The sequence below is a fragment of the Halomonas mongoliensis genome (genome assembly GCF_052496345.1).
This window is the reverse complement of the sequence record NZ_CP199288.1, coordinates 519244-544113: the sequence shown is the minus strand read 5'-3', so window position 1 is coordinate 544113 and position 24870 is coordinate 519244. Positions and strand designations below refer to the sequence as shown.

The 24870-nt window shown below is 64.1% G+C and carries 22 protein-coding genes and 1 riboswitch; of the genes, 19 read left to right on the top strand and 3 right to left on the bottom strand.

Going from position 1 to position 24870, the window contains the following annotated elements; all coding sequences use genetic code 11:
- Window positions 1-31 precede the first annotated feature (31 nt).
- From cobT to ACRYRV_RS02405, 17 genes are all read left to right on the top strand, one after another.
- A complete protein-coding gene (cobT, locus tag ACRYRV_RS02485; protein WP_444986175.1) occupies window positions 32-1090 on the top strand; it encodes a nicotinate-nucleotide--dimethylbenzimidazole phosphoribosyltransferase in 1059 nt (352 codons plus the stop codon).
- Window positions 1087-1788: an adenosylcobinamide amidohydrolase gene (locus tag ACRYRV_RS02480; protein WP_444984065.1), complete on the top strand. Its 702-nt coding sequence runs from the start codon at window positions 1087-1089 to the stop codon at window positions 1786-1788. The genes cobT and ACRYRV_RS02480 overlap by 4 nt, the downstream gene beginning before the upstream one ends.
- A complete protein-coding gene (gene cbiB / locus ACRYRV_RS02475) occupies window positions 1781-2770 on the top strand; it encodes an adenosylcobinamide-phosphate synthase CbiB (RefSeq protein ID WP_444984066.1) in 990 nt (329 codons plus the stop codon). The genes ACRYRV_RS02480 and cbiB overlap by 8 nt, the downstream gene beginning before the upstream one ends.
- On the top strand, window positions 2767-3948 hold the full coding sequence (gene cobD / locus ACRYRV_RS02470) for a threonine-phosphate decarboxylase CobD (RefSeq protein WP_444984067.1): 1182 nt from the start codon (window positions 2767-2769) through the stop codon (window positions 3946-3948). The genes cbiB and cobD overlap by 4 nt, the downstream gene beginning before the upstream one ends.
- Entirely contained in the window at window positions 3945-4502 is a 558-nt protein-coding gene (locus ACRYRV_RS02465) for a bifunctional adenosylcobinamide kinase/adenosylcobinamide-phosphate guanylyltransferase (RefSeq protein ID WP_444984068.1), read from the top strand. Before cobD ends, ACRYRV_RS02465 begins: the two co-directional genes overlap by 4 nt.
- Window positions 4499-5254: an adenosylcobinamide-GDP ribazoletransferase gene (gene cobS, locus ACRYRV_RS02460; protein WP_444984069.1), complete on the top strand. Its 756-nt coding sequence runs from the start codon at window positions 4499-4501 to the stop codon at window positions 5252-5254. The genes ACRYRV_RS02465 and cobS overlap by 4 nt, the downstream gene beginning before the upstream one ends.
- The gene (locus ACRYRV_RS02455) at window positions 5206-5838 is read left to right on the top strand and encodes a histidine phosphatase family protein (RefSeq protein ID WP_444984070.1); all 633 of its coding nucleotides are present in this window, start codon (window positions 5206-5208) and stop codon (window positions 5836-5838) included. Before cobS ends, ACRYRV_RS02455 begins: the two co-directional genes overlap by 49 nt.
- Window positions 5793-6209, top strand: a complete 417-nt coding sequence (locus ACRYRV_RS02450) for a bifunctional adenosylcobinamide kinase/adenosylcobinamide-phosphate guanylyltransferase (protein ID WP_444984071.1) — start codon at window positions 5793-5795, stop codon at window positions 6207-6209. Before ACRYRV_RS02455 ends, ACRYRV_RS02450 begins: the two co-directional genes overlap by 46 nt.
- A gap of 57 nt (window positions 6210-6266) precedes the next feature.
- A riboswitch (cobalamin riboswitch) is annotated at window positions 6267-6509 on the top strand.
- A 127-nt stretch (window positions 6510-6636) separates the two neighbouring features.
- A complete protein-coding gene (locus ACRYRV_RS02445; protein ID WP_444984072.1) occupies window positions 6637-8475 on the top strand; it encodes a TonB-dependent receptor domain-containing protein in 1839 nt (612 codons plus the stop codon).
- Window positions 8456-9385: a cobalamin-binding protein gene (locus ACRYRV_RS02440; protein ID WP_444984073.1), complete on the top strand. Its 930-nt coding sequence runs from the start codon at window positions 8456-8458 to the stop codon at window positions 9383-9385. Before ACRYRV_RS02445 ends, ACRYRV_RS02440 begins: the two co-directional genes overlap by 20 nt.
- Before the next feature lie 7 nt (window positions 9386-9392).
- Entirely contained in the window at window positions 9393-10373 is a 981-nt protein-coding gene (locus ACRYRV_RS02435) for a FecCD family ABC transporter permease (RefSeq protein ID WP_253450739.1), read from the top strand.
- Complete coding sequence (locus tag ACRYRV_RS02430) at window positions 10373-11140, top strand: ABC transporter ATP-binding protein (RefSeq protein WP_444984074.1); 768 nt, start codon at window positions 10373-10375, stop codon at window positions 11138-11140. The genes ACRYRV_RS02435 and ACRYRV_RS02430 overlap by 1 nt, the downstream gene beginning before the upstream one ends.
- Before the next feature lies 1 nt (window position 11141).
- Window positions 11142-12473, top strand: coding sequence for a cobyrinate a,c-diamide synthase (locus ACRYRV_RS02425; RefSeq protein WP_444984075.1), 1332 nt, complete (start codon window positions 11142-11144; stop codon window positions 12471-12473).
- 10 nt (window positions 12474-12483) lie between these two features.
- Window positions 12484-13095, top strand: a complete 612-nt coding sequence (cobO, locus tag ACRYRV_RS02420; protein ID WP_253450749.1) for a cob(I)yrinic acid a,c-diamide adenosyltransferase — start codon at window positions 12484-12486, stop codon at window positions 13093-13095.
- Complete coding sequence (gene bluB / locus ACRYRV_RS02415) at window positions 13092-13799, top strand: 5,6-dimethylbenzimidazole synthase (protein ID WP_444984076.1); 708 nt, start codon at window positions 13092-13094, stop codon at window positions 13797-13799. The genes cobO and bluB overlap by 4 nt, the downstream gene beginning before the upstream one ends.
- A 423-nt stretch (window positions 13800-14222) precedes the next feature.
- A complete protein-coding gene (locus tag ACRYRV_RS02410; RefSeq protein WP_445005981.1) occupies window positions 14223-15101 on the top strand; it encodes a hypothetical protein in 879 nt (292 codons plus the stop codon).
- A gap of 93 nt (window positions 15102-15194) precedes the next feature.
- Entirely contained in the window at window positions 15195-17174 is a 1980-nt protein-coding gene (locus tag ACRYRV_RS02405; protein WP_444984078.1) for an ATP-binding protein, read from the top strand.
- Between the two features lie 54 nt (window positions 17175-17228).
- Here the strand turns inward: ACRYRV_RS02405 and ACRYRV_RS02400 are convergent, their stop codons facing one another.
- Window positions 17229-18218 carry an IS481 family transposase gene (locus ACRYRV_RS02400; protein ID WP_444984079.1) on the bottom strand — a complete coding sequence of 330 codons (990 nt, stop codon included), beginning with the start codon at window positions 18216-18218 and terminating at the stop codon, window positions 17229-17231.
- A gap of 819 nt (window positions 18219-19037) precedes the next feature.
- Here ACRYRV_RS02400 and ACRYRV_RS02395 point away from each other — a divergent pair.
- Entirely contained in the window at window positions 19038-19598 is a 561-nt protein-coding gene (locus ACRYRV_RS02395) for a hypothetical protein (RefSeq protein WP_444984080.1), read from the top strand.
- A 1020-nt stretch (window positions 19599-20618) separates the two neighbouring features.
- On the opposite strand, the gene ACRYRV_RS02390 is transcribed toward ACRYRV_RS02395, so the two are convergent.
- Window positions 20619-22037, bottom strand: a complete 1419-nt coding sequence (locus ACRYRV_RS02390; protein WP_444986195.1) for an IS1380 family transposase — start codon at window positions 22035-22037, stop codon at window positions 20619-20621.
- Window positions 22038-22372: 335 nt separating this feature from the next.
- On the opposite strand from ACRYRV_RS02390, the gene ACRYRV_RS02385 reads away from it, so the two are divergent.
- Window positions 22373-23821, top strand: coding sequence for a cobyric acid synthase (locus ACRYRV_RS02385; protein ID WP_444984081.1), 1449 nt, complete (start codon window positions 22373-22375; stop codon window positions 23819-23821).
- A gap of 34 nt (window positions 23822-23855) precedes the next feature.
- Here the strand turns inward: ACRYRV_RS02385 and ACRYRV_RS02380 are convergent, their stop codons facing one another.
- On the bottom strand, window positions 23856-24779 hold the full coding sequence (locus ACRYRV_RS02380; RefSeq protein ID WP_444984082.1) for a MurR/RpiR family transcriptional regulator: 924 nt from the start codon (window positions 24777-24779) through the stop codon (window positions 23856-23858).
- Window positions 24780-24870: the final 91 nt, after the last annotated feature.

The window sequence follows — 24870 nt, the reverse complement described above, 5'->3', positions numbered from 1 at the left end:
CCTTCGCCTGCCGATCCAAGGAGTGGCCTGCGTGAGCGTCATCCCCGATTTCCTGCCTTCTCTCGATAGCCTGGCGGCCCAGCAGGCCGCGCAGCGCCTGGACCGCCTGACCAAGCCGCCGGGCAGCCTGGGCCGCCTGGAGAGACTCGCCGTGGAGCTGGCCGCCATTCAGGGCCAGGCGCTGCCGCAGGTTTCGCCACCGGCCATGCTGGTGTTCGCCGCGGACCACGGCGTGGCCGCCGAGGGCGTCTCCGCCTTTCCTGCCGAGGTGACCGCCCAGATGGTGGCCAATTTCGCCGCCGGCGGGGCCGCCATCAACGTCTTTGCCCGCCAGCATGGGGCCCATCTCGAGGTGATCGACGTGGGCGTGGCCACACCCCTGCCCGAGGGCACGGCCGACTCCCCGCGGCTGGTCGACGAGCGGGTTCGCCTCGGCACGGCCAATATGCTGCACGAGGACGCCATGAGCCGCGACGAGGCGCTGGCGGCGATGGCCGCGGGTCGGCGCGCCGCCGAGCGGGCCGCGGCGGCGGGGTGTCGCAGCCTGATCGTCGGCGAGATGGGCATCGCCAACACCACCGCCAGCAGCGCCCTGCTGGCCGCCCTGACCGGTGCGTCGGTCGAGGGGCTGGTGGGCCCCGGTACCGGCCTGGACGCGGCGGGTCTGGCCCACAAGCGCGACGTGATCGAGCGTACCCTGGCCGCGCGGCGCCCCGACCCGGCGGACCCGCTGGAGGCCCTGGCCAGGGTGGGCGGCCTGGAGATTGCCGCCATGGCGGGGGCCTTCCTGGGCGGTGCGACCCACCGCCTGCCGCTGATCGTCGATGGCTTTATCGCCACGGTGGCGGCGCTGGTGGCCTGTCGGCTGCGGCCGAGCCTGCGCGACTACCTGCTCTTCGGCCACCGCTCCCGGGAGCCCGGCCATGAGGGGGCCCTGGCCGCCCTGGAGGCCCGCCCGCTGGTCGATTTCGAGCTGCGCCTGGGCGAGGGCACCGGGGCGGCGCTGGCCTTTCCGCTGCTCGACTCGGCCTGCCGACTGCTGGCGGAGATGGCCACCTTCGACGATATCGGCATCGACGCCGCCCCATGAGGCCCGGTCCCACCCAGCTCGCCTTCGGCCCAGGGCTCACCCTCGATGCCGCCGCCGACTGCGTATACCTGGCCGCCCCGCGCCCGCTCTGGACCCTGAGCAGCGCCCTGGTGGGCGGCGGCTTCGGCTGGCGACGCCACTTCTGCAACTTCCATGTGGACAAGGACTATGCCGGCAGCGCGCCGGCGGCGGATCTCGCCGCCTGGCTGGCGGCGCGCGGGCTGCCGGAGGGCGACAGCCTGGCCATGATGACCGCGGTGCGCCTCGAGCACCTGCGGGTGGAGGTAGGGCAGGGCGTGCTGGTGGCGGTGACCGCCGGGGCCGGCAACGCCGTGGATATCGTCGCCCCCCTGGCCGGCGATCCGCGCCCGGTAGGCACCATCAATACGCTGGTCGTGATCGATGGCCACCTGACCGATGGCGGCCTGGTCAACGCCTGCCTGTCGGCCAGCGAGGCCAAGGTGCGCGCCCTGCACTCCCTCGGCGTGCAGGACCCCCATAGCGGCACGCCGGCCAGCGGCACCTCCACCGACTGCCTGGCGGTTGCCGCGACCCAGGCGGGCCCCGTGACCCCCTATGCCGGCTCGGGGACGCGCCTGGGTCGCGAGCTGGGCCAGGCGGTCTACCGGGCCACTCGCGCCTCGCTGCTGGCCTCCCGGGAGTGGCGCCGGCGCCAGGAGGAGGCCGCCCATGGCTGAACCGCTGTCGCTTGCGCTGCTGGGCCTGGTGCTTGCCGCCGTGGCCCTGGACCTGGCCATCGGCGACCCCCGCCGCCTGCCCCACCCGGTGGTGGGCATGGGGGCGGTGATCGCCCGGCTGGAGCGGGCCTGGAACCGGGGCTCTCGCCGGGCGCGCCGTGTCCGCGGTGCGCTGATGACCGCCCTGGTGGTGGTGGGAAGCGGCCTGCTGGCCTGGGCCGCCATCGCCCTGCTGGCGCGGCTTCACCCCTGGCTGGGCTGGCTGGCGGAGGGGTGGCTGCTGGCCAGCTGCCTGGCCATTCGCGGCCTGCGCGATGCCGCCCTGGCGGTGGCCGCTCCGTTGGCCCGAGGCGACCTACCCGCGGCGCGTCGCGCGCTTGCCATGATCGTCGGCCGCGACACCGAGGCGCTGGACGAGGGGGAGGTGACCCGGGGGGCGGTGGAGACGGTGGCCGAGAACACGGTGGACGGCATCACCGCACCGCTGCTCTTCGCCCTGCTGGGGGGCGCCCCCCTGGCGGTGGCCTACAAGGCGGTCAACACCCTGGACTCCATGGTGGGCTACCGCAGCGAGCGCTACCTCGACTTCGGCCGCGCCGCGGCGCGCCTGGATGACGCCGCCAACTGGCTGCCGGCCCGGCTCACCGCCCTGACCCTCTGGCTGGGTGCGTGCTGCCTGGCGCGGCGGGAGCGCGGGCTGCGCCTCCGAGGCGCGCTGGCCGCCACCCGCCGCGAGGCCCCCCGCCACCCCAGCCCCAACAGCGGCTGGCCCGAGGCCATGGTGGCCAACCTGCTGGGGGTCCAGCTCGGCGGCACCAACCGCTACCGCGGCGAGATCTCCGAGCGCGCCCGCCTGGGCACGCCCAGGGAGCCGCTGCGCTGCGCCCATATCGGCGCGGCCATTCGCCTGATGCACGGCGGCTGGCTGGGTTTTCTGGCGCTGCTGGCACTGGCGGTGCTGCTCGTGGAGGCCCTGCCATGAGCGCCCCGGGCCGCGGCCTGTCCGCCGGCGGCTGGCCCCTGCACGGGGGCCAGCCCGGCCCCCTGCTGGCGCGCTTCGGCCTGGATGAGACGACCCCGGTGCTGGACGTCAGCGCCAACCTCAACCCCCTGGGGCCGCCGGCCTGGCTGCATGAGTGGCTGAACTCGCGGCTCGCCGAGCCCGGGGCGCTCGCCCGCTACCCCGATCCCGACTACCGCGAGGCGCGCGAGGCCATCGCCGCCCATGAGGGCGTGGCCCCGGAGCAGGTGCTGCTGACCAACGGCGGCGCCGAGGCGGTCTTCCTGGCCGCGGCCCTGCAGGCCCGGGAGCGGCCCGGGGCGCCGGCGGCCATCGTCGAGCCCACCTTCGCCGAGTATGCCCGGGCCTGTGCGGCCCAGGGGCTGCCGGCGGTGACGCTGCCGCTGACGCCGCCGGACTTTCGCCTCGACGTCGAGGCCATCGCCGCGGGGCTGGGTGAGGCGCGGCTGCTCTGGCTCTGCCGTCCCAATAACCCCACCGCCACCCTGGTGCCTCGGGCCGAGGTGGAACGCCTGCTGGCGCTGACCGCCGCCCGGGGCTGCCGGCTGGTGGTGGACGAGGCCTTCGTGGATTTCATCGGCGACGAGGGCGGGCAGGGGGAAAACAAGGAGGCGCTGACGCCGCTGCTAGCCGACCATCCGCACCTGCTGCTGCTGCGCTCGCTGACCAAGCAGTTCACCCTGCCGGGGCTGCGCCTGGGCTATCTGCTGGGCGCGCCCGAGGCGGTGACGGCGGCCCGGGCCTGCCAGCCCGCCTGGAGCGTCAATGCCCTGGCGGCGGCCCTGGTGGCGCCCCTGCTGGCGGACCGCGACTTCCAGGCGGCGACCCGGGCCTGGCTCGCCGCCGAGCGGCCCCGGCTGCGGGCGGGCCTCGAGGCCCTGGGGCTCGCGGTGGTGCCGAGCCATGCCAACTTCTTTCTGGTGCGCCACCCGGCGGGCCGCGAGGCCACGCGGAACCTGCTGCCTGCGCTGCTGCGCCGCGGCGTGCTGGCCCGTCACACCGAGGGCTTTGCGGGCCTCGACGGGGGCTGGCTGCGCCTGGCCCTGGGCAGCGCCTCGTCCAACGCCCGTCTGCTGGCGGCGCTTGGCGATGCCCTGGGCGATATGGCCGATATAGTTCGGTCGGAGGTGCGCCGATGATCACCTTCGTCAGCGGCGGTGCCCGCTCCGGCAAGAGCCGCTACGCCGAGGCGCTGCTCTGCCGCTGGCACGCCCGGCGCGGCGGCCGACGCTGGTACCTGGCCACGGCTCGGGCCTCGGACGCCGAGATGGTCGCGCGCATCGCCCGCCACCGCCGGGAGCGCGGGGCGGGGTGGCACACCCTGGAGGTGCCGCTGGCCCTCGACGCGGCCCTGGCCGAAGTGAGCGATGGCGACAGCGTGCTGCTGGACTGCCTGACCCTCTGGGCCAGCCAGTGGCGCTACGGCGGCGGCGGCAGCGACGCCGAGGGCGAAGCGCTGCTGGCCGATTGCCTGGCGGCGGCCCGGGCGCGGGGGATCGCCCTGGTGGTGGTCTCCAACGACCTCAACGAGGACCTTCCCCCGGAGGACGCCGAGACCCGGCGCTATATCGCCTTCCTGCAGCGGCTGCATCGGCGCCTGGCCCGGGAGGCCGACCGGGTGGTGGAGGTAGTGGCCGGCCTGCCCATCGACTGGAAGCCTATCGACGACCACGACCCGGAGACGCTCCCATGAGAGAGGCCCTTTACGGGCTCGCGCTGGCCCTGCAGTTCCTGACCCGGATTCCTCTGCCCGTCGCCTGCCCCTGGAACGCCGCCACCTGCCGCTGGGCGCTGCGCTGCTTTCCGCTGGCGGGTCTGGTGATCGGTGCGGCCCTGGCGGCCCTGGCCATCCTGGGCCAGGGGCTGCCCACCCCCTTGCTTGCCCTTGCGCTGCTCAGCCTCTGGGTGGCGCTCTCCGGGGGGCTGCATCTGGATGGCGTGATGGATATCGCCGACGCCCTGGGCAGCAATGCGCCCCTGGAGAAGCGCTGGGCGATCATGAAGGACAGCCAGGTGGGCAGCTTCGCCATCCTCGCCCTGGTCTTTCTGCTGGCCTGGAAAGCGGCGCTGATCTGGGCCCTGCTGGAGGCCGGAGCGAGCCCCTGGCTGTGGCTGGCGCTGCCGGCGCTGGCGCGCTTCGGGGCGCTCTTGCTGCTGCGCCTGGCCCCCCTGGCGCGGCGCGAGGGGCTCGCCTGGACCTGGCGCCAGCACCTGGCAAGACGTGACCTGGGCCTGGCGCTGCTGGTGCTGCTGCCGCTCTTCGGCTTCGTGCCCGGCGGCGCCTGGCTGCTCGGCGCCCTCTGCGTCTTTCTGTTTCTGTACGGCCTCGCCATGGTGCGGGCCTTTACCGGCATCAACGGGGATATCGTGGGTGCCGCCATCGAAGGAGGAGAACTATGGCTGCTGCTTATCGCCTGGAGCTGGTGGTGGTTCGCCATGGCGTGACCGCCTGGAACCTTGAGCGCCGCTACCAGGGCCAGCGGGATATTCCGCTGCTGCTGCCCGACGCCGTGCCAGGGCTCGATCGCCTGCGCGACCACCTGGCGAACGAGGCCTTCGACGCCCTCTACTGCAGCGACCTGACCCGCTGCCGCCAGACCCTTGACCATATCGGGGCAGGGCGGGCCTGGGAGGCGAGCTTCGATGCCCGGCTGCGGGAGCTGGACTTCGGCGAGTACGAGGGGCGCACCTGGGAGGAACTCAAGGATGACCCGCACTATCGCGCCTGGGTCGATAGCGCCGGCCGCCGGGCGCCCCCCGGCGGTGAATCCGCCGATGCCCTCTGGGCGCGTCTGGAGGCCTGGCTCGGGGAGGTGCTCCAGCGGGCCGCCGAGCGGGGGCAGCGCCGGGTGCTGGCGGTGAGCCACGGCGGTGCCATCCGCGAGCTGCGTCGTCGCCTCGAGGGCACCGACTTCTGGGAGGGCGTGGTGGGGCAGGCCGAGGGCCGGCGCTTCGAGATCGAGAGCCAGGGAGGAGAGTGGCAATGCAGAGCCTCATCGGCGGTGCCGGCTCGGGCCGACGCCGGCTAGCGCTGGAGCGCTTTCCCAACGCCCGCTGGCATCGGCTGGCGGCGGGGGAGGACGCCGCCGCTTGCCTGGAAGCCCAGGGAGGGGGAGAGGTTCTGGTGGTCGACGGCATCGCCGACTGGCTCGCCGCCGCCCTGGCCGAAACCCCGGACGACGATACCCTGCGCGATACCTGGCTGGGCCTGCTCGACGGCCTCGCCGCTGCCCCCGGCGAGGCGGTGCTGATCCTCGATGAGATGGGGCGTGGGATCGTGCCCATGGACCCGGCGGCACGGCGGCTGCGGGACCACAACGGCTGGCTGGTCCAGGCCGCGGCGGCGCGCAGCCACACCGTCTGCTACCTGCGTCATGGCCTCTGCAAGCAGCTGAAATAAAGGTGTTTTAAATGGGTGTTTCAGCGTCTTGCGTTGACCCCGGCGCGGTGCCTTGCTAGCTTGTGCGCACTCTAAGGTGCCCCAGGCGCGTCGCAGCGCCGGGGTGAAACGGGAAGTCGGTGCCCGGTGCTCTGCCAGAGCGCTCGCCATTCCGACGCTGCCCCCGCAACGGTGATCGAGACAAGAGCGGCCGTGACGCCACTGTGCCAAGGCACGGGAAGGCGGTCGCTTTGAAGGTCCGGCAGAGGTACTGCCCCTTCGCTCGTCAGCCCGGAGACCGGCCTTTGAGCGCATGCCGAACCGCGGAGGGCGGTCTCGGGCAGGGCAGCTGCCACTCGCCTGGCCGCACTCCCGCCTGACATCTCCCTCGCCTCGGCCAAGAACAGACCCGCATCGTACGGGTTGGTACGACAAGCAAGGGACATCCATGACCATCGTTCACACTTCCCGTGGCCTGGCGGCCTTCGCCCTGGCCGCGCTGCCGCTGGCGGTTGCCGCCGCCGAACCCAAGCCCGACACCGCCGCCGAGGCGACCCGCCTCAACCCCATGGTAGTGACCGCCGCCCTGGCGCCGCGCACCGCCGACGAGACGCTCGCCTCGGTGACCCTGCTCGACGAGGCCACCCTGCGCCGCCAGGACCCGACGAGCCTCACCGACCTCTTTCGCGGCCAGCCCGGGGTGGACGTGGTCACCAACGGCAGCTTCGGCAAGTCCAGCAGCGTCTATCTCCGCGGTACCGGTAATGAATCGGCAGCGCTGATGATCGATGGCATTCGCCTGCGCTCTGCCACCGCCGGTGGCGCAGCCTGGCACTACCTTGATCCGCGCATGTTCGAGCGCGCCGAGATCGTGCGCGGCCCGCGCGGCAGCCTCTATGGCGCCGACGCCGTCGGCGGGGTGGTGCAGCTCTTTACCCCGGAAGGCGAGGAGGGGGCTCCCCAGCCGCGCGTTTCGGTAGGCGGCGGCTCCTTCAACACCCAGCGCTACAGCGCCAGCCTCTCCGGCGGCAGCGGTGGAACCCGCTACTACGTCGCCGGCAGTCGTTTAGACACCGACGGTACCCCGGTGCGCGAGGGGGGGGACGACAAGGGCTACGACAATACCTCGGGGGTGATGCGGCTCGCCCACACCTTCGAGAACGACGCCGAGCTCGGTGTGCTGGCGCTGCGCGCCCGGGGCAGCAACGAATACGATGGCGGCGAGATGGACTTCGTGCAGCAGGTGGCCGGGGTCTATGGAGAGATTCCCGTCAGCGAAACGTGGCGCAGCCGCCTGACGCTGAGTGAATCCCGGGATGAGTTGGACAATCATCAGGAAGCCTCCCAGTGGGAGCCGGCGGGCACGTCGGTACTCGATACCCGCACCCGCACGGCCCGCTGGCAGAACACCCTGGCGTTCGGCTTGCACGAGCTGGTGGCCGGCGCCGAGTACAGCGAAGACCGGGTCTCGGGCACCACGGATTTCGATGAGAGCAGCCGTGACAATATGGCCGTTTTCGCTCAGGGGCTGCTCGACTTTGCCCCCTTCGCGCTGCAGGCCGCCCTGCGCTATGACGACAACGAGGCCTACGGCGAGGAGGTCACCGGCAGCCTGGCGCTGGGCTATGACCTGGATGATTCCCATACGCTGCGTGCCAGCGTCGGCACCGCCTTCCGCGCGCCGACCTTCAACGACCTTTTCTGGCCGAACTCGGGCAATCCCGATCTCAATGCGGAGACGTCCGAGACGGTCGAAGTCGGTCTGCGTGGCAGCTATCAGTCCTGGTACTGGGACCTGGCGGCCTACCAGACCGATCTCGATGACATGATCGCCTGGGCGCCCACCGATAGCGGCCTCTGGGCGCCGCAGAACATCGCCGAGGCCCGTATCCGCGGTATCGAGCTCTCGGCAGGGGCACAGATCGATGACTGGACGCTCGCGGCAGCGCTGACCTGGCTCGACCCGGAAAATCGCAGCGGCGCCAATGCGGGCAACCGCATCCAGCGCCGTGCCGGTCAGAGTGCGCGCTTCGACGTCGACCGCGAACTGGGCGACTGGTCGCTGGGCGGCTCCTGGATCCTGCAGGGCGACCGCTACGACGATGCGGCCAACGAGGATCGCATCAGCGGCTTCGGGCTGGTCAACCTGCGCGCCGGCTGGGCGTTCGCGCCCATGTGGTCGGCCCGCCTGACGGTCGAGAATGCCTTCGACAAGGAGTACGAGACCGCTCGTGACTACATCAACGCCGGCCGCGCGGCCTTCGTCAGTGTTCACTTCGGCCAGTAGCGGCCGCCTCGGCGGGGCCCTTGGCCCCGCTGTCGCTGCCAGTTCGCTGCTGGCGCTGTCCGGGCCGGTGGTCGCCGAGGCGCGCGCCGGTTCGCTCTGCGCCATCGACGACCGCGACCGGGAGGTGTGCCTCGAGCAGCCCACCGAGCGCATCGCCGCGCTTTCGCCCGGTGCCACGGAGCTGGTCTACGCCGCCGGGGCGGGGGAGAAGGTGGTGGCGGTGGTGGCCTACAGCGACTACCCGCCCGAGGCGCGCCAGGTCCAGTCGGTGGGCAGCCATACCCGCATGGACCTGGAAACCCTGGTGACCCTTTCCCCCGACCTGGTGATCGGCTGGAAGACCGGCAACCCGCCCGAGCAGCTGGAGACCCTCGAGGGGCTGGGCATGCCGGTGTTCTACATCGAACCGCGCGACTTCGAGGGCGTGTCCAGCGCCATCGAGCGCCTGGCGCGGCTGGCCGATACCCGCGAGGAGGGGGACCGTGTCGCCGCCGAGTTCCGCGACGGCATGGCGGCGTTGGCCGAGCGCTACGCCGACGCCGAGCCGGTCTCGGTCTTCTACCAGGTATGGGACGAGCCGCTGATGACCATCAACGACGAGCACCTGATCGGCCAGGTGGTGGCGATGTGCGGCGGGGTCAACGTCTTCGGCGAGCTGTCGCGGCTGGTGCCGCGCATCGATGACGAGTCGGTGCTGGCCGCCGACCCCGAGGCGATACTCGCCGGCGGCATGGGCGAGGAGAATCGCGACTGGCTGACCCACTGGGAGCAGTACCCGAGCCTGACCGCCATCCAACGCGACAACCTCTACTTCGTGCCGCCGTCGCTGATCCAGCGTCCCACGCCGCGACTGCTGGAAGGCAGCCGCCTGTTCTGCGAGCGTCTCGACCATGCCCGCGACAAGCGCTGAGGCCGGCATGGCCACCCCCCGACGCTCGCTATGGTCGCCGCTGGTCGCGCTGGCCCTGCTGGGTCTGGCGGCGCTGCTGCTCTCGGTCACGGTGGGCAGCGCCGCCCTGTCGCTCTCCGACGTCTGGGCGGTCGCCCGCGGCGAGGGGAGCCCCCTGGCCCGCACCCTGATCCTCGACCTGCGCGTGCCGCGCTCGCTCTCGGCCTTCGCCGTGGGCGGCCTGCTCGCCGTGGCCGGGGCGCTGATGCAGGTGCTGCTGCGCAATCCCCTGGCGGACCCCTACGTGCTGGGGCTCTCCGGCGGCGCCTCGGTGGGGGCGCTGGCGGCGATGCTGGCGGGGCTGGGCGGGGCGGTGATCACCGGCTCCGCCTTCGCCGGGGCCTTTCTCTCCACGCTGCTGGTCTTCGGCCTGGCCCACGGCACCGGCAGCTGGACACCCTCGCGGCTGCTGCTCACCGGGGTGGTGGTGGCCGCCGGCTGGGGGGCGGTGATCACCCTGATGCTGGCGATAAGCCCCGCCGAGCGGCTGCCCGGCATGCTCTACTGGCTGATGGGGGATCTCTCCTACTCCCGCACGCCCTGGCCGCCGCTGGCGCTGCTGCTGCTCATCTGCCTGCTGCTGCTGCCGCTGGGGCGCAGCCTCAACGTCATGGCGCGCGGCCCGCTGCAGGCGGCGGCCCTGGGGGTCAGGGTCCGTCCGCTGGAGTGGACCATCTACCTCGTCGCCAGCGTGCTCACCGCCACCGCGGTGACCACCGCCGGCAGCATCGGCTTCGTAGGCCTGGTGGTGCCGCACATGCTGCGCCTGGTGCTGGGCAACGACCAGCGCCTGATCCTGCCGGCCTGCGCCCTGGCCGGGGGCACCCTGCTGGTGCTGGCCGACGCCCTGGCGCGCACCCTGATCGCCCCGGAGCAGCTGCCGGTGGGGGTGATCACCGCGCTGCTCGGCGTACCCACCTTCCTCTACCTGCTCTACCGGAGCCGCTGATGAGCCGCCTCGAGACCCGCGAGCTGGTAATCGACGTGCCGGAGCGGCGCGACGGCCGGGCGCTGACGCTAAGCGTCGAGCCGGGGCAGGTGTGGGGCGTGCTGGGCCCCAACGGCGCCGGCAAGACCACGCTGCTGCACACCCTGGCCGGGCTGCGTGCCCCTCGCCGTGGCCAGGTACTGATCGACGGCAGCCCGCTGGCGGCGCTGGGCCGGCGCCAGGTGGCGCGCACCCTGGGCCTGGTGTTCCAGGAGCGCCACGACGGCTTTCCCGCCACGGTGCGCGAGACCGCGCTGATCGGCCGGCATCCGTGGCTCTCGGCCTGGCAGATGGAGGGCGGCGAGGACCTGCGCCTGGCCGAGGCGGCCCTCGAGCGGCTCGACGTGGCGCATCTGGCCGAGCGGCTGGTCAGCACGCTCTCGGGCGGTGAGCGCCAGCGCCTGGCCGTCGCCACGGTGCTGACCCAGGCGCCGCAGATCTGGCTCGCCGACGAGCCCACCAACCATCTCGACCTGCACCACCAGAGCGCGGTGATGGCCCTGCTCGCCGGCGAGGCCGCCGAGGGCCGCGCGGTGATGATGTGCCTGCACGATCTCAACCTGGCGGCGCGCTGGTGCGACCACCTGCTGCTGCTCTATCCCGACGGCGAGGCGTGCTGGGGGCCGGCTGACAGCATGTTGGTGACCAGTGCCCTGGAGCGGCTCTATGGCCAGCGCCTGGCCACCGCCGAGATCGACGGCGCCCCCGTTTTCGTACCCGTGAGGTGATATGACGACTTCGACGATTCGCGGCGAGGCCCATGCCGCCCTGATCACCGCCCCCGGCTCCGGCCAGGGCAAATCCATGGTCACCGCGGCGCTGGCGCGGCTGCACCGCAATGCCGGCCGCAGGGTGAGGGTGTTCAAGCATGGCCCCGACTACCTCGACCCCATGGTGCAGGAGGTGGCCTCGGGCCAGCCGGTCTACCAGCTGCACCCCTGGATGACCGGCGAGGCCGAGTGCCGCTGGCGCCTGGCCGAGGCGGCCCGTGACGCCGACCTGATCCTGGTGGAGGGCTCCATGGGGCTCTTCGACGGCGACCCCTCCAGCGCCGATCTGGCGATCCTGGCCGGTCTGCCGGCGCTGCCGGTGATCGACGCCTGGGGCATGGCCCAGACCTTCGGCGCCGTGGCCCAGGGGCTGGCCAACTACCATCCCAAGCTCGCCATCCACGAGGTGATCGCCAACCGCGTGGGCAGCCCCGGCCACGGCCGGCTGCTGGCCGAGAGCATGCCGGCGGGGCTCTCGCTGCTCGGCGCCATTCCCCGCCACGCGGCGATGAAGATTCCCGACCGCCACCTGGGGCTGATACAGGCCGGCGAGCTGGCGGGGCTCGACGCCCAGCTCGATGCCGCCGCCGAGGTGCTCAAGGAGGCGGGCCTCGACCGCCTGCCGGCCAGGGTGACGCTCGAGGCCGTGGCCCCCGAGCCGCCGCCGCGGTTGCTCGAAGACATGCGCATCGGCATTGCCCGCGACGACGCCTTCGCCTTTCTCTACCGCGCCAATCTCGACCTGCTCACCCGGATGGGCGCCGAGCTCGCCTTCTTCTCGCCCCTGGCCGACAGCGAGCTGCCCGGCTGCGACGCCCTGTGGCTGCCTGGCGGCTACCCGGAGCTGCACGGTGGAAAGCTCGCCGCCAACGCGCCGATGCTCGCCGCGATTCGCGACCATCACGGCGCCGGCCGGCCGATCCTGGCCGAATGCGGCGGGCTGATGGCGTGCATGGAGACCCTGGTGAACGGTGAAGGGCAAGAGCACGCCCTGCTGGGGCTGCTGCCCGGCACCGCCCGCATGGCCGGCAAGCTCAGCGCCCTGGGCCTGCAGAGTCTGACGACGGAGGCCGGCGAGCTGCGCGGCCACACCTACCACCACTCGCTGCTGGAGACGCCGCTGGTACCGGCCGCCCATGCCCGCCGCCTGGCCGGCAGCCCCGCCGAGCCGGTCTTCGTGGAGGGCAGGCTGGTGGCCAGCTACTTCCACGGCTACTTCCCCTCGGCGCCGGCCCTTGCCGCCGCCATCTTCCGCGGCGAACCGCTGCGCTTCACCCAGGATCAGGACTGAGGAGACCCCCATGCGCGACAACGCCAAGGATCCCCAGCGCCATGCCCGGCGCATGGCGGCCAAGCAGAAGATCATGCAGGCGCGCATCGCCGGCGCCCAGAAGGAGCAGGGCCTGCTGCTGGTGCTCACCGGCCCCGGCAAGGGCAAGAGCAGCTCCGGATTCGGCATGCTGGCCCGGGCGCTCGGCCACGGCATGAAGGTGGGGGTGGTGCAGTTCATCAAGGGCACGCGGGAGACAGGCGAGGAGGCCTTCTTCCGCCAGGTGCCGGGCGTCGAGTACCACGTGATGGGCGAGGGCTTCACCTGGGACACTCAGGACCGCGAGCGTGACATTCGCGCCGCCGAGGCGGCCTGGGAGGTGGCCCGGCGGATGCTCGCTGACTCGAGCTTTGACCTGGTGCTGCTCGACGAGCTCAATATCGCCCTGCGCTACGACTACCTGGACCTCGACCGGGTGCTCGACGACCTGCAGGCGCGGCCGGCCATGCAGCACGCGGTGGTCACCGGCCGCTACGCCCCCGAGCAGCTGATCGAGCTGGCCGACACCGTCACCGAGATGAAGGTGGTCAAGCACGCTTTCAAGGAGCAGGGCGTCAAGGCGCAGAAGGGGATCGAGCTGTGAGCCTCGACCACGCGTTTCCCCAGGCGCAGCGTGACGCTGTCTACCGCGCCATCCATGAGCGTCGGGATGTGCGCGCCCAGTTCCTGCCGGACCCAATTCCCCCGGAGGTACTGGTACGCCTGCTGGAGGCTGCCCACCATGCGCCTTCGGTGGGCTTCATGCAGCCCTGGGACTTCCTGCTGATCGACAGCCTCGAAGTGCGGCGCCGGGTGCATGCCATCTTCGAGCGGGAGAACGCCAGAGCGGCCGAAAACCATGAGGGTGAGCGCGGGCAGCTGTATCGACGCCTCAAGCTTGAGGGGATTCTGGAGAGCCCGCTCAACCTGTGCATCACCTGCGACAGGGCCCGTGGCGGCGAACACGTGCTGGGGCGCAGCAGCATCGTCGACATGGACCTGTTCAGCACTTGCCTGGCGGTACAGAACCTGTGGCTGGCGGCCCGCGCCGAGGGCATCGGCGTGGGCTGGGTCAGCATCCTCGATCAGGATGAACTGGCGCAGGTGCTGGGCCTGCCGGAACGGGTCTATCCCCTGGCCTACCTCTGCCTGGGCTATGTCAGCGAGTTTCTGGAGCAGCCCGAGCTGGCTCGTCAAGGTTGGCGTCAACGTCTTCCCCTGGCGGAGCTGGTGCATGGCAATGGTTGGGGGCACGCATTGACGGATTCAGCGTTGCAGGAAGCGCTGGGCGAGATGACGCTGCCATGACCACCCTGATGATCCAGGGCACCACCTCGGATGCCGGCAAGAGCACGGTGGTGGCCGGGCTGTGCCGGGTGCTGGCGGGTTGGAGCCGATCGCCGTCGTAAATCCTCGGCATGAGGAGATCATGCGCCTGCAGCTCATCGAGTCTATTCCAGCGACCTACCATCCCCAAGTGTTCAAGCAGCCATAGCAAGCCGCAGAAAAATCAAGATTTGGGCAGGCAAGCCGAAGTCATCTTTAGTAGGCTGAGCGTGACTGGGTGTATCCGGGCAGGGTGTTGCTGTCTCTATCTGGCAATTCTGGCTGCCCGTAGCGAGATGGCGGTGCCAAACGGTACTGCCTGGCGGTAGCGTGCCCACAGATCGGAAAATCCATACCGAGTAGGGCAGGGAGCTTGCGATTGGCCGATATGGACTCTGAGCGGTCATGGTGGTAATGGGAGCATGCTCGTTGATCCTTGTAGGGTTGAGGGAGTCAAACTTGGTAGAAAAAATTGGACATATAAAGAACCCGCTCACCGTAATAGCCATCTTTGCAGCCATCGTTGAGGTTAGCGGCACTACTGTTTTGCCATTCATTGAGCCGGACAACCAGGGTCTCTACATCTGGTTTTTGATGCTTTTTCCTGTTTTCTTGGTCGGCTTATTCTTCCTGACTCTGAATTTCAACCATAAGGTTTTATATGCGCCTTCAGATTATAAAAACGAAAACAATTTTCTGAAGTCGTTTGGCAGAGCGACTGCGGAAGAAAGAGAAGAAAAATACAGGGAGGAGTTTGAAGAGACTGCTGAGGATGTGCAATCGGAGAACACTCAAGATGGCGAAAATCAGGCTGGCCAATGCCAGATAAATTACTCTAAGAAAGATCGACACTCTATGTTGATGGCGAATGTTTTTTTGGCTGAAAGGTTGGCCATCAACAAGCTTTCAAAGGATCTTAACCTAGATTTTAAGACCGACGTTCGGTTTGAGACGCCCAGCGGAAGGAAGATCATCTTTGATGGTTTGGCTCTTGACGGCGACAAGGTACACGCTGCCGAGATAAAGCTATTTCGGAATGAACATGTAAGCCCCTCAAGAATCGATAAGGTCCTACTTGAGTCAGAGGTTATGAAAGGGCACCTCAAGGGGATAGATTCGAAGGAATTTGTTCTCCACTTTGTAGCAGTGATCGATAATCCCGAAGTTGATTTGATGCAAGTAGAAAAAAGGCTCAAGAAGTACATTTCTAGATACGATGCCAACGTGAGGCTGCATGTCGTTAGCCTCGCGGATTTGCGTAACGAGTATCAATACAGCCCTTAACAAGTGGCTGTTGTCGGACGCGCCTTCGCTGGCGCTCCGGCACGCCGCAAAGCCAAGCATTAGATCTTATAAATTTAAATTTGGATCCATAAGATGGAAAGCATACAAACAAGTTCTGCCTCTGTTCGTAATGAGTTTCAAAGGTTTAATCAAAGTAGAGTTGTGTCAGAATATATTTGGAACGCTTTCGATGCTAATGCAAATGAAGTTCACCTAAGATATACTACTGACGACTTGGATACAGTCCAGTCAATAACTATAATAGATGATGGTGACGGCATTGACCTAAATAGTCATGAGTTAACTTTTGGGAAGTTTAAAGATTCCCCCAAAAGGGCATTTCTTTCACCAACGATTAAGGGTCACAAAGGACTCGGGCGGTTTTCATTTCACAAGTTAGCAAGGGCAGTCATTTGGGATAGCGTAACTTCATCAAATTCATGCTCAATTAAAATAGAATCAGATAGCTTGAACAATTATTATGTTGATCATAAGCGTGAGATTTTCTCTCCATCCAGAACTGGAACAAGAGTTGAGTTCTTAGATGTTTCTGATAATAATATCAGTGGTCGCTTTCTGAAATCACAAGTTTTTCCAATTCTCATGCAGGAGTTCTCCTGGCTTCTTGCTTCAAGCAGTAGGAAAAAAATATTCATCAACGGAGAGCCACTAAATCTATTATCACATGAAAAGAAACTTGCAAACTTTTCTCTTTCTGGTGAATATTTCGATGTGGTTTTAGTGAATTGGAGTGAAAAACCAAGAGAGAGCTCTTACGTATATTTCGTTGATTCTGGAGATAAAATAGCGCATAAAATCCATTCTGGCCTTAATAAGAAGAACGGATTTTATTCAAGCGCCTATATCCAGTCAGCATTCTTTGACAATTTTGACTTTTCAGAAACTGACTTGGTTAATGATAAATCGGAAGAGCAGAATGGGATTTGTGAAGAGGTAAAGCACAAGGTGCTATGTCTATTAAAAGATCTGCATGATGAGTTTCGTGAAAAGGCGGCGGATAAACTAATAGATTTGTATGAGAAAGAAGGGGTTTTTCCTGATCATTCTAAAGATTCAATTCCAATGCAGAAATGGAAGTATGAATCTCTGAAGAACACCATTCGAGTCTTGTATAGCGCAGAGCCAAGCATATTCTCTTCCCACCTCAATAAAACACAAAAGAAAATAATTGTTAAGCTATTGGATAAAGTCACCGTTAGTCCAAGTGATGATTTGTTTGATGTTTTGAATGGTGTTGTGTCATTAAGTGGCGAAGAGCAAAGCAAACTTGCCAATATCCTAAAAGATACAAGTTTAGGAAATATTGCAAATGCAATATCTGAAGTTAGAGCAAGGCAAGAAGTAATTGATATTGTGCATGACCTTAATGAGCAGCATACAAAATCAACGAAAGAAGTAGGCGAGGTTCAAAGTGTAGTAGAAAACAATCTTTGGTTATTCGGTGAGCAATATCATTTGCTAACAGCAGAAGAGCCAGATTTTGAACAGGCTCTAAGGGAGCTTCTGTCTATTCATGGAAATGAAGAGTATTATCAAAAAGGTTCCGTTAAGCATCCTGATAAAAACAAAGAGATGGATATTTTTGCTATACGAAGAAATTTCGATGTTGATGAAAAAGGCAACGAATTCTATAGATGCCTTGTAGTAGAGTTGAAGAGACCATCGGACACGTTAAAAGATAAGCATTTAGATCAAGTGCAGAGGTATTTTAAAGTTATCTCCTCTAATCACATTTTCAACGATGGGCTTCATAAGTGGGATTTCGTCCTTGCAGGGCGAAAAATAACGAAAGACCCATTAGCTAGAACAATGATAGATGCTCAATTGGAGAGTTCTAAAAGTCATGGTGAGCCTGGGCTAATAATGAAAACGGATAGATTTAAAATATCTATTAAGCCATGGGGTCAGATATTCTCTGAACATAGTATTCGTCACAAACACCTTTTAAAGCATTTGGAGAGCAATAGAGATAAAGTTGTAAGTGGAAAAGATGTTCTAGTTGATAAGGCTGTTTTAATAGGTAAAGCCATCGGAACTTGTAGTGCAGAGTAGAAGAGATCTAACAAGCGCGTTCACATGACCTTCAGTTACTGCGACCTTTTGTGCTTACGTGTAGGGTCCCGGGTGATTGACCACCCGTTTGGTAAATAACTCAGGTCGCTTGGCCTGCCATTCCTTCATCGCCGTGATCGGCGATTGATGATGTAGCGCTTTCTGCGGGATATGGTGATTGTACAGCCAGCAGTATCGCTTGAGCGTCTGCTCCAGGTCTTCGCCTGAGGTATAGCGCCGGGTCGCCAGCACGTCGCTGATACGGCCGTTGAACCGCTCCACCATCCCATTCGTTTGCGGCCTTCCCGGCTTGATCAGGCGGTGCTCGATGCCGTGGGCTAGGCACTCCTGATCGAAGGGATGGCGCCCGCTGGGCTTGCGCTCACCTGCCCGCGTGAAGCGATCCGTGAACGACTTGCCGTTATCGGTCAGCACCGTCTGAATCTTGAAGGGCGCCTTGTTCTCCACCTGCTTCATAAACGCCCGAGCATCCTTCGCGGACTGGCTGCGTCGAACCTCCAGGTAGACCCAGCGTGTCGCACGGTCGATGGCAACGTACAAATAGCGCTTCTGTTTCTCGTCAGGCATCTGGGGCAGGTGCTTGATGTCGATATGCACGTAGCCCGGTTCATAGTCCTTGAAGGGCTTGTGCCGGGGCTTCTCGTCGTCACCGGCATCCTGCCGCGCCAGTTCCGCCAGCGTCGGCACCTCACGCCGCTTGAGCATGCGATGCAGGGCGGAGCGTGACAAGCCAGGATTCAGGAACTCACGCGCCACGACGAGGAGATCATCCAAGCCGAGGCGCAGGAACTCACGAGCTGTGATCAGCACCTCCTCCTGCTCAGGTGTGAGCGTGGCCAGGAGGTTGTGACGGGTGTGCGGTCGGTCATAGACATCGTCGCGGTAACGCCATCGCCGGATGGTCGCAGTAGCGACGCCATACTGCCGGGCCAGCTCGCTATCCGTGATGCTGGAGGGGGCTGCCTGGATCTCGGCACGGATCTTCGGTGTCGTCGTCGCTTGTTTATGCAGCTTGATGTCCATGAACCTGTTCCCGGATGAATTGCTGAAGAAGCTCCCTGGCGGCTAGCAAAGGATAACTCCTATAGGCGATTTGATCATCCGGGACCCTACACTTACGCACGAAGACTGCCAGTTGCCTCGGCCTGTGACACGGGCATTATTCCTGCAAGCACTGGATAAATAGTGTGTTCTTCCACTCATGTGCTTAAATGCAATGCACGGTGATGTATGGAATCTCGTGAGCATAATACTATTCATGGTGTTGTCTCTTAAAACTGACAAATCAAACCTTTAGGTAATGGTGAGTTTGAGAATTCCTTTACGACAGCTACAACGAATACAGTGTATAAGTTTGTAGCCAATGGTGCAGAAGAAGTCGAAGAAGGTGAGCGTTACAATATTGGATATTATGTTGATAATCGCCGTGGTTTTTTGAAGTGGCTGTAGAAAAAGCTCACGCCCTCAATGGTAAGGCGCTGTGACTTATAACAAGCGTAAGCATTCCCGATTTCGACAAAAAGACATTTAAGTGACTGTTTTTTCTATGATTGAGGTTTCAAGATTGGCACTGCGGAACAGCTGTTTTAATCAGTAGTCTATTGACTTATCTGCCTATAGGAGCTCCTTTGAAGCGTCGCTTTACAGCATCACGATACTATGATGTTAGCTAATATGGCAACTCTGAAGGCTATAATGTGTCACTTCGAGAAAGCTGAAGGCAAGAGGAACTGCTTATTTATATGAGAAACTGTCGAGCCCGGGAATACTCGGATCAAATTTCAGCTGCGCTCCAATTTGCCCGGTGTTACGGGCGTTAAGCGAAAATACGAGTAGAAAGATATGAATTTACTGTTGGGCGTAGCATTGGGCGGGGTGGTGTCATGGTTCATTTCTCGAGCCTATTATAAGGCGTCGGGAGAAGATCTAAAGCGAGAGCTTGCAAGGCAAACACGAGAGATAAACTCTGCGGCGACATTGGCAACATTTGAGCGGAAGTTAACTTTTGATAAATGGGAAAAAGAATATATTGGATATGATGAATATTGGGTCTGCAATTCAGATCGAACATATCAACTAAAGATTGGAGATGATGACAGGAAATTCAAAGAACCTTGGACATCATTTTTTCCTGATCCATACGCCACAATGTTTCATATACATCTTCAAGTAAGCGGTGTCATCATAAAGTCGTTGCCATTTATATCAGCTGATGGGGGTAGGTATATTTTGCCGCTTCCAAAGCAACAGGTGGTTGGAAGTGATCGTTTCTTTTCGTGGTCACCAAACAGCGTTGATTACAAAATTGCTGAGGTGATAGGGCTGCTCTATCGAGAAAGCTGCTTGACAGACGTTGCCAAACTTCTGAAGATTGACATAGCAAGTGAACGGCATGGCGAATAATAAGCACATGTTTCGGATAAATTCGAGCGCAGCGCAAATTTTCCGCAAATGCGAGCGTTAGTGGGTGAGCGACGATGAGTGGTGAGAGTATGGTTCTTGAATATCTCAAAGTTTTTTATCCGGGTCGTTGTTATTCTCATTGGTTGCCATTGTAGTTATCGTTGTTTTCAGAGAAGATATAAAGGCGTTGATGCTGCGCGTAGCGAAAATAAAGCTTCCAGGTGGGGCAGAGTTCAGCACATCCCAATCAAAACAGTTAGATGCTGAAGAAGAAAAGCCAGCTCCCGAGCCTCCTGTGAATGAGGAAGTGCCAATTCCAGAGCTCCCAGGGGGGGCTTACGAAAGAACAAAGGGAGCGTGTGGAGCAGATTGTACGCTCGTATATCGCAACTGCATATACATGGGGGTATCGGTACCTCAACTACTTCTTGGTCAGAGGTGCTCAGATGGTCCTGGATATGGCTGATATATCTTCCGCAGCCAACAACTTACGCCCATTTTGACTCAACTTGGCTTCCCTCAATTCCTTCGACAGAGGAACGGGTAGCCATCATTGGGGCGTTGCGAAACCACCACTTGATTCAACAAGATGAAGGGGGAATGATTGCTGTCACTCCAAAGGGAAGAGAGTATCAACAGTGGCGTGGGATTTTGCCCCACTCACAAGCGGGTCAGACGTCGCGCTTGTTACCCTTGGCATTAATCATATCATCCTAAATATCCGTTACTAGTCGATGTCTGGCTCCCGGGCAACGAATGAAAAGCAAACGCGGTGCCCCTCTTATGCTCCCGCCTTATTCATGAGAGCGCGGGCTGAGTGGATTATCAGCCCTCGCTGCCAATACCGAACCATCGGCACTGCGTTGGCAGCATGAGAATCCGCTGCCATATGCAAAAACAGCGCATCTTTCCGTTATGTTTATAGCCTACAGGAATGGACTGCCGTCATTCATGCAGCCGTCATCATCAGCCGAGGTGGGGCTGCTGTACGCATGGATCGGTGGTGGTATCGCCGACGAGTCAGTCCAGCGCGGTCAGCTTTGGCAGCCCCTTCAGCAAGGCAGGCCACCATTTGTCAGCCGCATCACCGAGGTGAATGGTGATGCGCCGAGCGTGAAGCGAGAGCGTCGCCGCTACCTTGAGCACCTGCTCGCGCATCCGGCTCAGACTCCAGCCCTGCCGGGTCTGACGCACCAGCAAGCAGCGCAGGCCATGCAGGACCTGATAGGCGTAGAGGCTCAGTAGCAGGCTCACCTCGTTGCGGGCCATGACGTCCTGGACCGTGGAGGCACCGCGATCCGTCGACGACAGGTGCACGTCCAGCGCCGATTTCACCTCGCCCATGTGGGCCTCGGCGCTGCCGCGCTTGCGATAGAGCGCCAAGACCTTTTCCGGCGGCCAGTCGAACTTGCCGAGGTTGGTGACCAGGAAGAAGGCATGCAGCAGCAAGTCATCGGGGCGCTCCTGCACCACCAACACCACGCGTCGTGGCGCTGGCCAGGAACCGGCTTGGTATTCAAGGTCATAGCACCATTCGCGAGGCTGTTCGGGCGGTCGGCCGCGGGGCCGCTTCAGGTAGGGCGCCGCCAGTGTCTGCAGGCCCTTGTGGCTGCGCAACCGGCCCAGATACTCGATGTCGCGCGTTTCCAGGGCCTCCAAGGTGTCATTGTCGGTAAATCCGGCATCGGTGCGCACCCGAACCTGGGCGCCGGTGCTCTCGTTGAGCCGCTTCACCAGATGGGGGATCCAGGTGTCGGCGTTCTCGGCCGGACCGGCGTTGCCCTCTCGCAGCAGGCCGCCCACCATATCACCGGTCTCGGCCAGCGAGGCCACCAGCGGCGAATAGATCCGGGTGCCGTACAGGCCATGATAGGCCGAACCGCCCTGGTGGCCGTGAACCTCGATCGGCAGGCCGTCGATGTCCAGCGTCAGCTGCTTGGGACGCTCGCCGTTCTTCAGCGCGGTCAGGCGCCAGACCACCAGCCGCAGCAGGCCCTCGTGCACGGCATCGATGTTGTCGTTGCGGCCCAGGCAGGTGAGCAGCCTGGACAGCGTGGCTTGAGAGGGCCGGTCTTGGGCCAGGGGCGTCAGCCCACGCGCATCACTGCAGGCCAGCTGCCAGAGCGGATCACGTCGCAGCGTGTCGGTATCGCTGAGATCGATCCAGCCCATCGCCCGCTGTAGCACCAAGGTGCGTATCTGGCTGGCCAGCGAGTGGCGAATGCGCAGCGGATGGCGCGGATCGACCAGGTTGTCGTCGAGCGCCTCGATCACGCCGCTGCTGTCGAGGGCTTCCCGCAGCAGCAGCGCGCCGCTGTCGCTGGTGGTGCGTTGGCCGTCGAGCTCAACGCGGATGGACCCGTTGCAGGACGGAATCCAGGGAGATACGCTTTCACCCATAGCGGATGGCTCTCTTGGATCAGGTTCTTGGCGGAACACACTGATTTTACAAGAGAATGCCATCCGCTATCTTCGTTTTCAGGCCGGCCTCATGAATAAGGCGGGATGCTACGTTTCTGTGTGCTCGCGACAGCGGAGGAGACGATGGCCTTCCACAATCCGAATCCTAAAATTCGGGCACTGGAGCAGCGCAATGCCCGATTGCGGGCCGATCTGTTTGCCAGGCTGTTGGGTGGTGCGTGGCGTAGACTTCGCAAGGGCGCCCTGAGACTGTCGCAAAGGCGATACCGCCGACGCTGATACCATCGGCCTTGGCCCTGACCAACGCTTTCGGGGCACAGGCAATCCACCAACAGCAAGGGACGGCGACTAGCATGGCGACACTGATGATCCAGGGCACCACCTCGGATGCCGGCAAGAGCACGGTGGTGGCCGGGCTGTGCCGGGTGCTGGCGCGGCGCGGGGTCTCGGTGGCGCCCTTCAAACCGCAGAACATGGCGCTCAACAGCGCGGTGACCGCGGACGGCGGCGAGATCGGCCGCTCCACGGCGCTGCAGGCGCTGGCGGCGGGGGTGGAGGCGCATAGCGACATGAACCCGGTGCTGCTCAAGCCCGAGAGCGACCGCGGCGCCCAGGTGATCCTGCGCGGCCGGGTACACGGCCACATGGACGCCCTGGACTATCACGCCTTCAAGCGCACCGCGCGGGAGAGCGTGCTGGCGGCCTGGCAGGCGCTGTCGGCGCGCCATGATGTGATCGTCGCCGAGGGAGCGGGGAGCCCCGCGGAGATCAACCTGCGCGAGAACGATATCGCCAACATGGGCTTCGCCGAAATGGTCGACTGCCCGGTGCTGCTGGTGGGCGATATCGACCGGGGCGGGGTCTTCGCTCAGCTGGTGGGCACCCTCGCGCTGCTCAGCGAGAGCGAGCGCTCACGCACCCGGGGCTTTATCGTCAATCGTTTTCGCGGCGATATCGCCCTGCTCGAACCAGGGCTCGACTGGCTGGAGTCCCATACCGGCAAGCCGGTGCTAGGCACGCTGCCCTACCTGCAAGGGCTGCTGCTGGACGCCGAGGACAGCCTGGGCCTCTCCGGCCGCCAGTCGGGCGAACCGGCGCTCCGGGTGGCGGTGCCGGCGCTGCCGCGGATCAGCAACCATAACGACTTCGATCCGCTGAGGCTGCATCCCCGGGTCGAGCTCACCTTCGTGGGCCCGAACCGCCCCATCCCGCCCGCCGATCTGATCATCCTGCCCGGCAGCAAGAGTACGCGTAGCGATCTCGCCTGGCTGCGCGCCCAGGGCTGGGAGGAAGCGATCATGCGCCACCTGCGCTACGGCGGCCGGGTGCTCGGCATCTGCGGCGGCTTCCAGATGCTCGGTCATGCGATTCACGACCCCGAGGGCCTGGAGGGGCCGGCGGGCTCCAGCGAGGGGCTGGGGCTGCTCGAGTTCGAGACGCGGATGGTGGCGGGCAAGCAGCTGCGTAACGTGAGCGGACGCTTGCTAGCCGAGGGCGTGCCGATCGACGGCTACGAGATCCATCACGGGGTGAGCGAGGGGGCTGCCCTGGCGCGGCCGCTTTGCGAGCTGGCGGGGGAGCCCGAAGGTGCCGTCAGCGCCGATGGCCGGGTCTTGGGCACCTACCTGCACGGCCTGTTCGACCGACCCGAGGCCTGCACGGCGCTGCTCGTCCGCTGCGGCCTGGCGGAGGCGGGCGCCGTCGGCCTGGCCGCCCATCGAGAGGCGGAGCTGGAGCGTCTGGCCGACGCCCTGGAGCGGCACCTCGATATCGCCGCCATCGAGGGGCTGCTGGGCCGCTAAGGCGGGGGGGGGGGGCTCGCGGGGGCCTGTTCCGCTACCCCTGCTCCACGTAGGCGCCCATGGCGCGCATCCGCGACTCGAAGCTTGCCACGTTGTCCACCAGATCGTCGGGGCCGAAGGCCACGCACTCCGCCAGCAGCACCTCGATCAGGGTGATGGCGGAGAGTATCGACGGGAAGAAGTGCGGGGTGGCGTTGGCCACCGGGAAGGTGATGGTGGCCCCCGGTACCAGCGGCGAGCGCATGGTGTCGGTGACCACGATGGCGTCGACCCCCGCCGCCCGGGTGATCTCCAGCGCCCGCATGGTCTCGGCGCAGTAGGGCTCGAAGCCGAAGGCCACCACCACGTCCCCCTCGCCGAAGGGGGCAAGCTCGGTCAAGAGCCCCCCCTCCTGGCCGCGAATCAGCTGGATATTGGGCATGGCGATGCGCCCCACGTAGGCGAAGTGGTAGGCGCAGGCGAAGGTGTCCCGAAATCCCACCACGGCGATCTTCTCCGCGGCCAGCAGCCGCCGGGCCGCGTCGCGCACCCGCTGCTGGTTGTCGGCGGTGAAGAGCCGGCCGATGTTATCGAAGGCCGCATCGCCCACGTCGAGAAACACCTGGTCGTCGGTCTGGCTGGCCAGGCTGCGCAGCTGGCTGGCACGCCCGGAGAGCTCGACGGGGCCTGCCTGTACCGCCGACTGGAACACCTCCCGGAACTGATCGAAGCTCTCGAAGCCCAGCCGCTTGGCCAGGCGCACCAGGGTCGAGGCGGTCACTTCGGCGGCGCTGGCCGACTTGCGGATCGACTGGAAGGCGATCTCCACCGGATGTTCGAGCACGTAGCCGGCGGCCAGCTTCAGCTGGGGGCTGAGCTCCGGGTAGGCCTCGGCGAGCTGCCGGTTTACCGCGTCCAGGCGGGCAGGGCCGCTGTCGCTCTCCGGTGCCGCTGGTTCGCGTGGATCCTGTTCCAGCACGGTCGTCTCCTGGGTTGGGTGTCGCAGGGGGCGCCATTGTACCCGATGATCGCCTCGCTAGAGTGAAACAAACGTTTCTCTTCAGAAATTT

Coding starts and splice junctions, on each gene's coding strand:
- ACRYRV_RS02480 (WP_444984065.1), top strand. CDS start 1,087: ATGAGGCCCGGTCCCACCCAGCTCGCCTTCGGCCCAGGGCTCACCCTC.
- cbiB (WP_444984066.1), top strand. CDS start 1,781: ATGGCTGAACCGCTGTCGCTTGCGCTGCTGGGCCTGGTGCTTGCCGCC.
- cobD (WP_444984067.1), top strand. CDS start 2,767: ATGAGCGCCCCGGGCCGCGGCCTGTCCGCCGGCGGCTGGCCCCTGCAC.
- ACRYRV_RS02465 (WP_444984068.1), top strand. CDS start 3,945: ATGATCACCTTCGTCAGCGGCGGTGCCCGCTCCGGCAAGAGCCGCTAC.
- cobS (WP_444984069.1), top strand. CDS start 4,499: ATGAGAGAGGCCCTTTACGGGCTCGCGCTGGCCCTGCAGTTCCTGACC.
- ACRYRV_RS02455 (WP_444984070.1), top strand. CDS start 5,206: ATGGCTGCTGCTTATCGCCTGGAGCTGGTGGTGGTTCGCCATGGCGTG.
- ACRYRV_RS02450 (WP_444984071.1), top strand. CDS start 5,793: ATGCAGAGCCTCATCGGCGGTGCCGGCTCGGGCCGACGCCGGCTAGCG.
- ACRYRV_RS02445 (WP_444984072.1), top strand. CDS start 6,637: ATGACCATCGTTCACACTTCCCGTGGCCTGGCGGCCTTCGCCCTGGCC.
- ACRYRV_RS02435 (WP_253450739.1), top strand. CDS start 9,393: ATGGCCACCCCCCGACGCTCGCTATGGTCGCCGCTGGTCGCGCTGGCC.
- ACRYRV_RS02430 (WP_444984074.1), top strand. CDS start 10,373: ATGAGCCGCCTCGAGACCCGCGAGCTGGTAATCGACGTGCCGGAGCGG.
- ACRYRV_RS02425 (WP_444984075.1), top strand. CDS start 11,142: ATGACGACTTCGACGATTCGCGGCGAGGCCCATGCCGCCCTGATCACC.
- cobO (WP_253450749.1), top strand. CDS start 12,484: ATGCGCGACAACGCCAAGGATCCCCAGCGCCATGCCCGGCGCATGGCG.
- ACRYRV_RS02410 (WP_445005981.1), top strand. CDS start 14,223: ATGGTGGTAATGGGAGCATGCTCGTTGATCCTTGTAGGGTTGAGGGAG.
- ACRYRV_RS02405 (WP_444984078.1), top strand. CDS start 15,195: ATGGAAAGCATACAAACAAGTTCTGCCTCTGTTCGTAATGAGTTTCAA.
- ACRYRV_RS02400 (WP_444984079.1), bottom strand. CDS start 18,218: ATGGACATCAAGCTGCATAAACAAGCGACGACGACACCGAAGATCCGT.
- ACRYRV_RS02395 (WP_444984080.1), top strand. CDS start 19,038: ATGAATTTACTGTTGGGCGTAGCATTGGGCGGGGTGGTGTCATGGTTC.
- ACRYRV_RS02385 (WP_444984081.1), top strand. CDS start 22,373: ATGGCGACACTGATGATCCAGGGCACCACCTCGGATGCCGGCAAGAGC.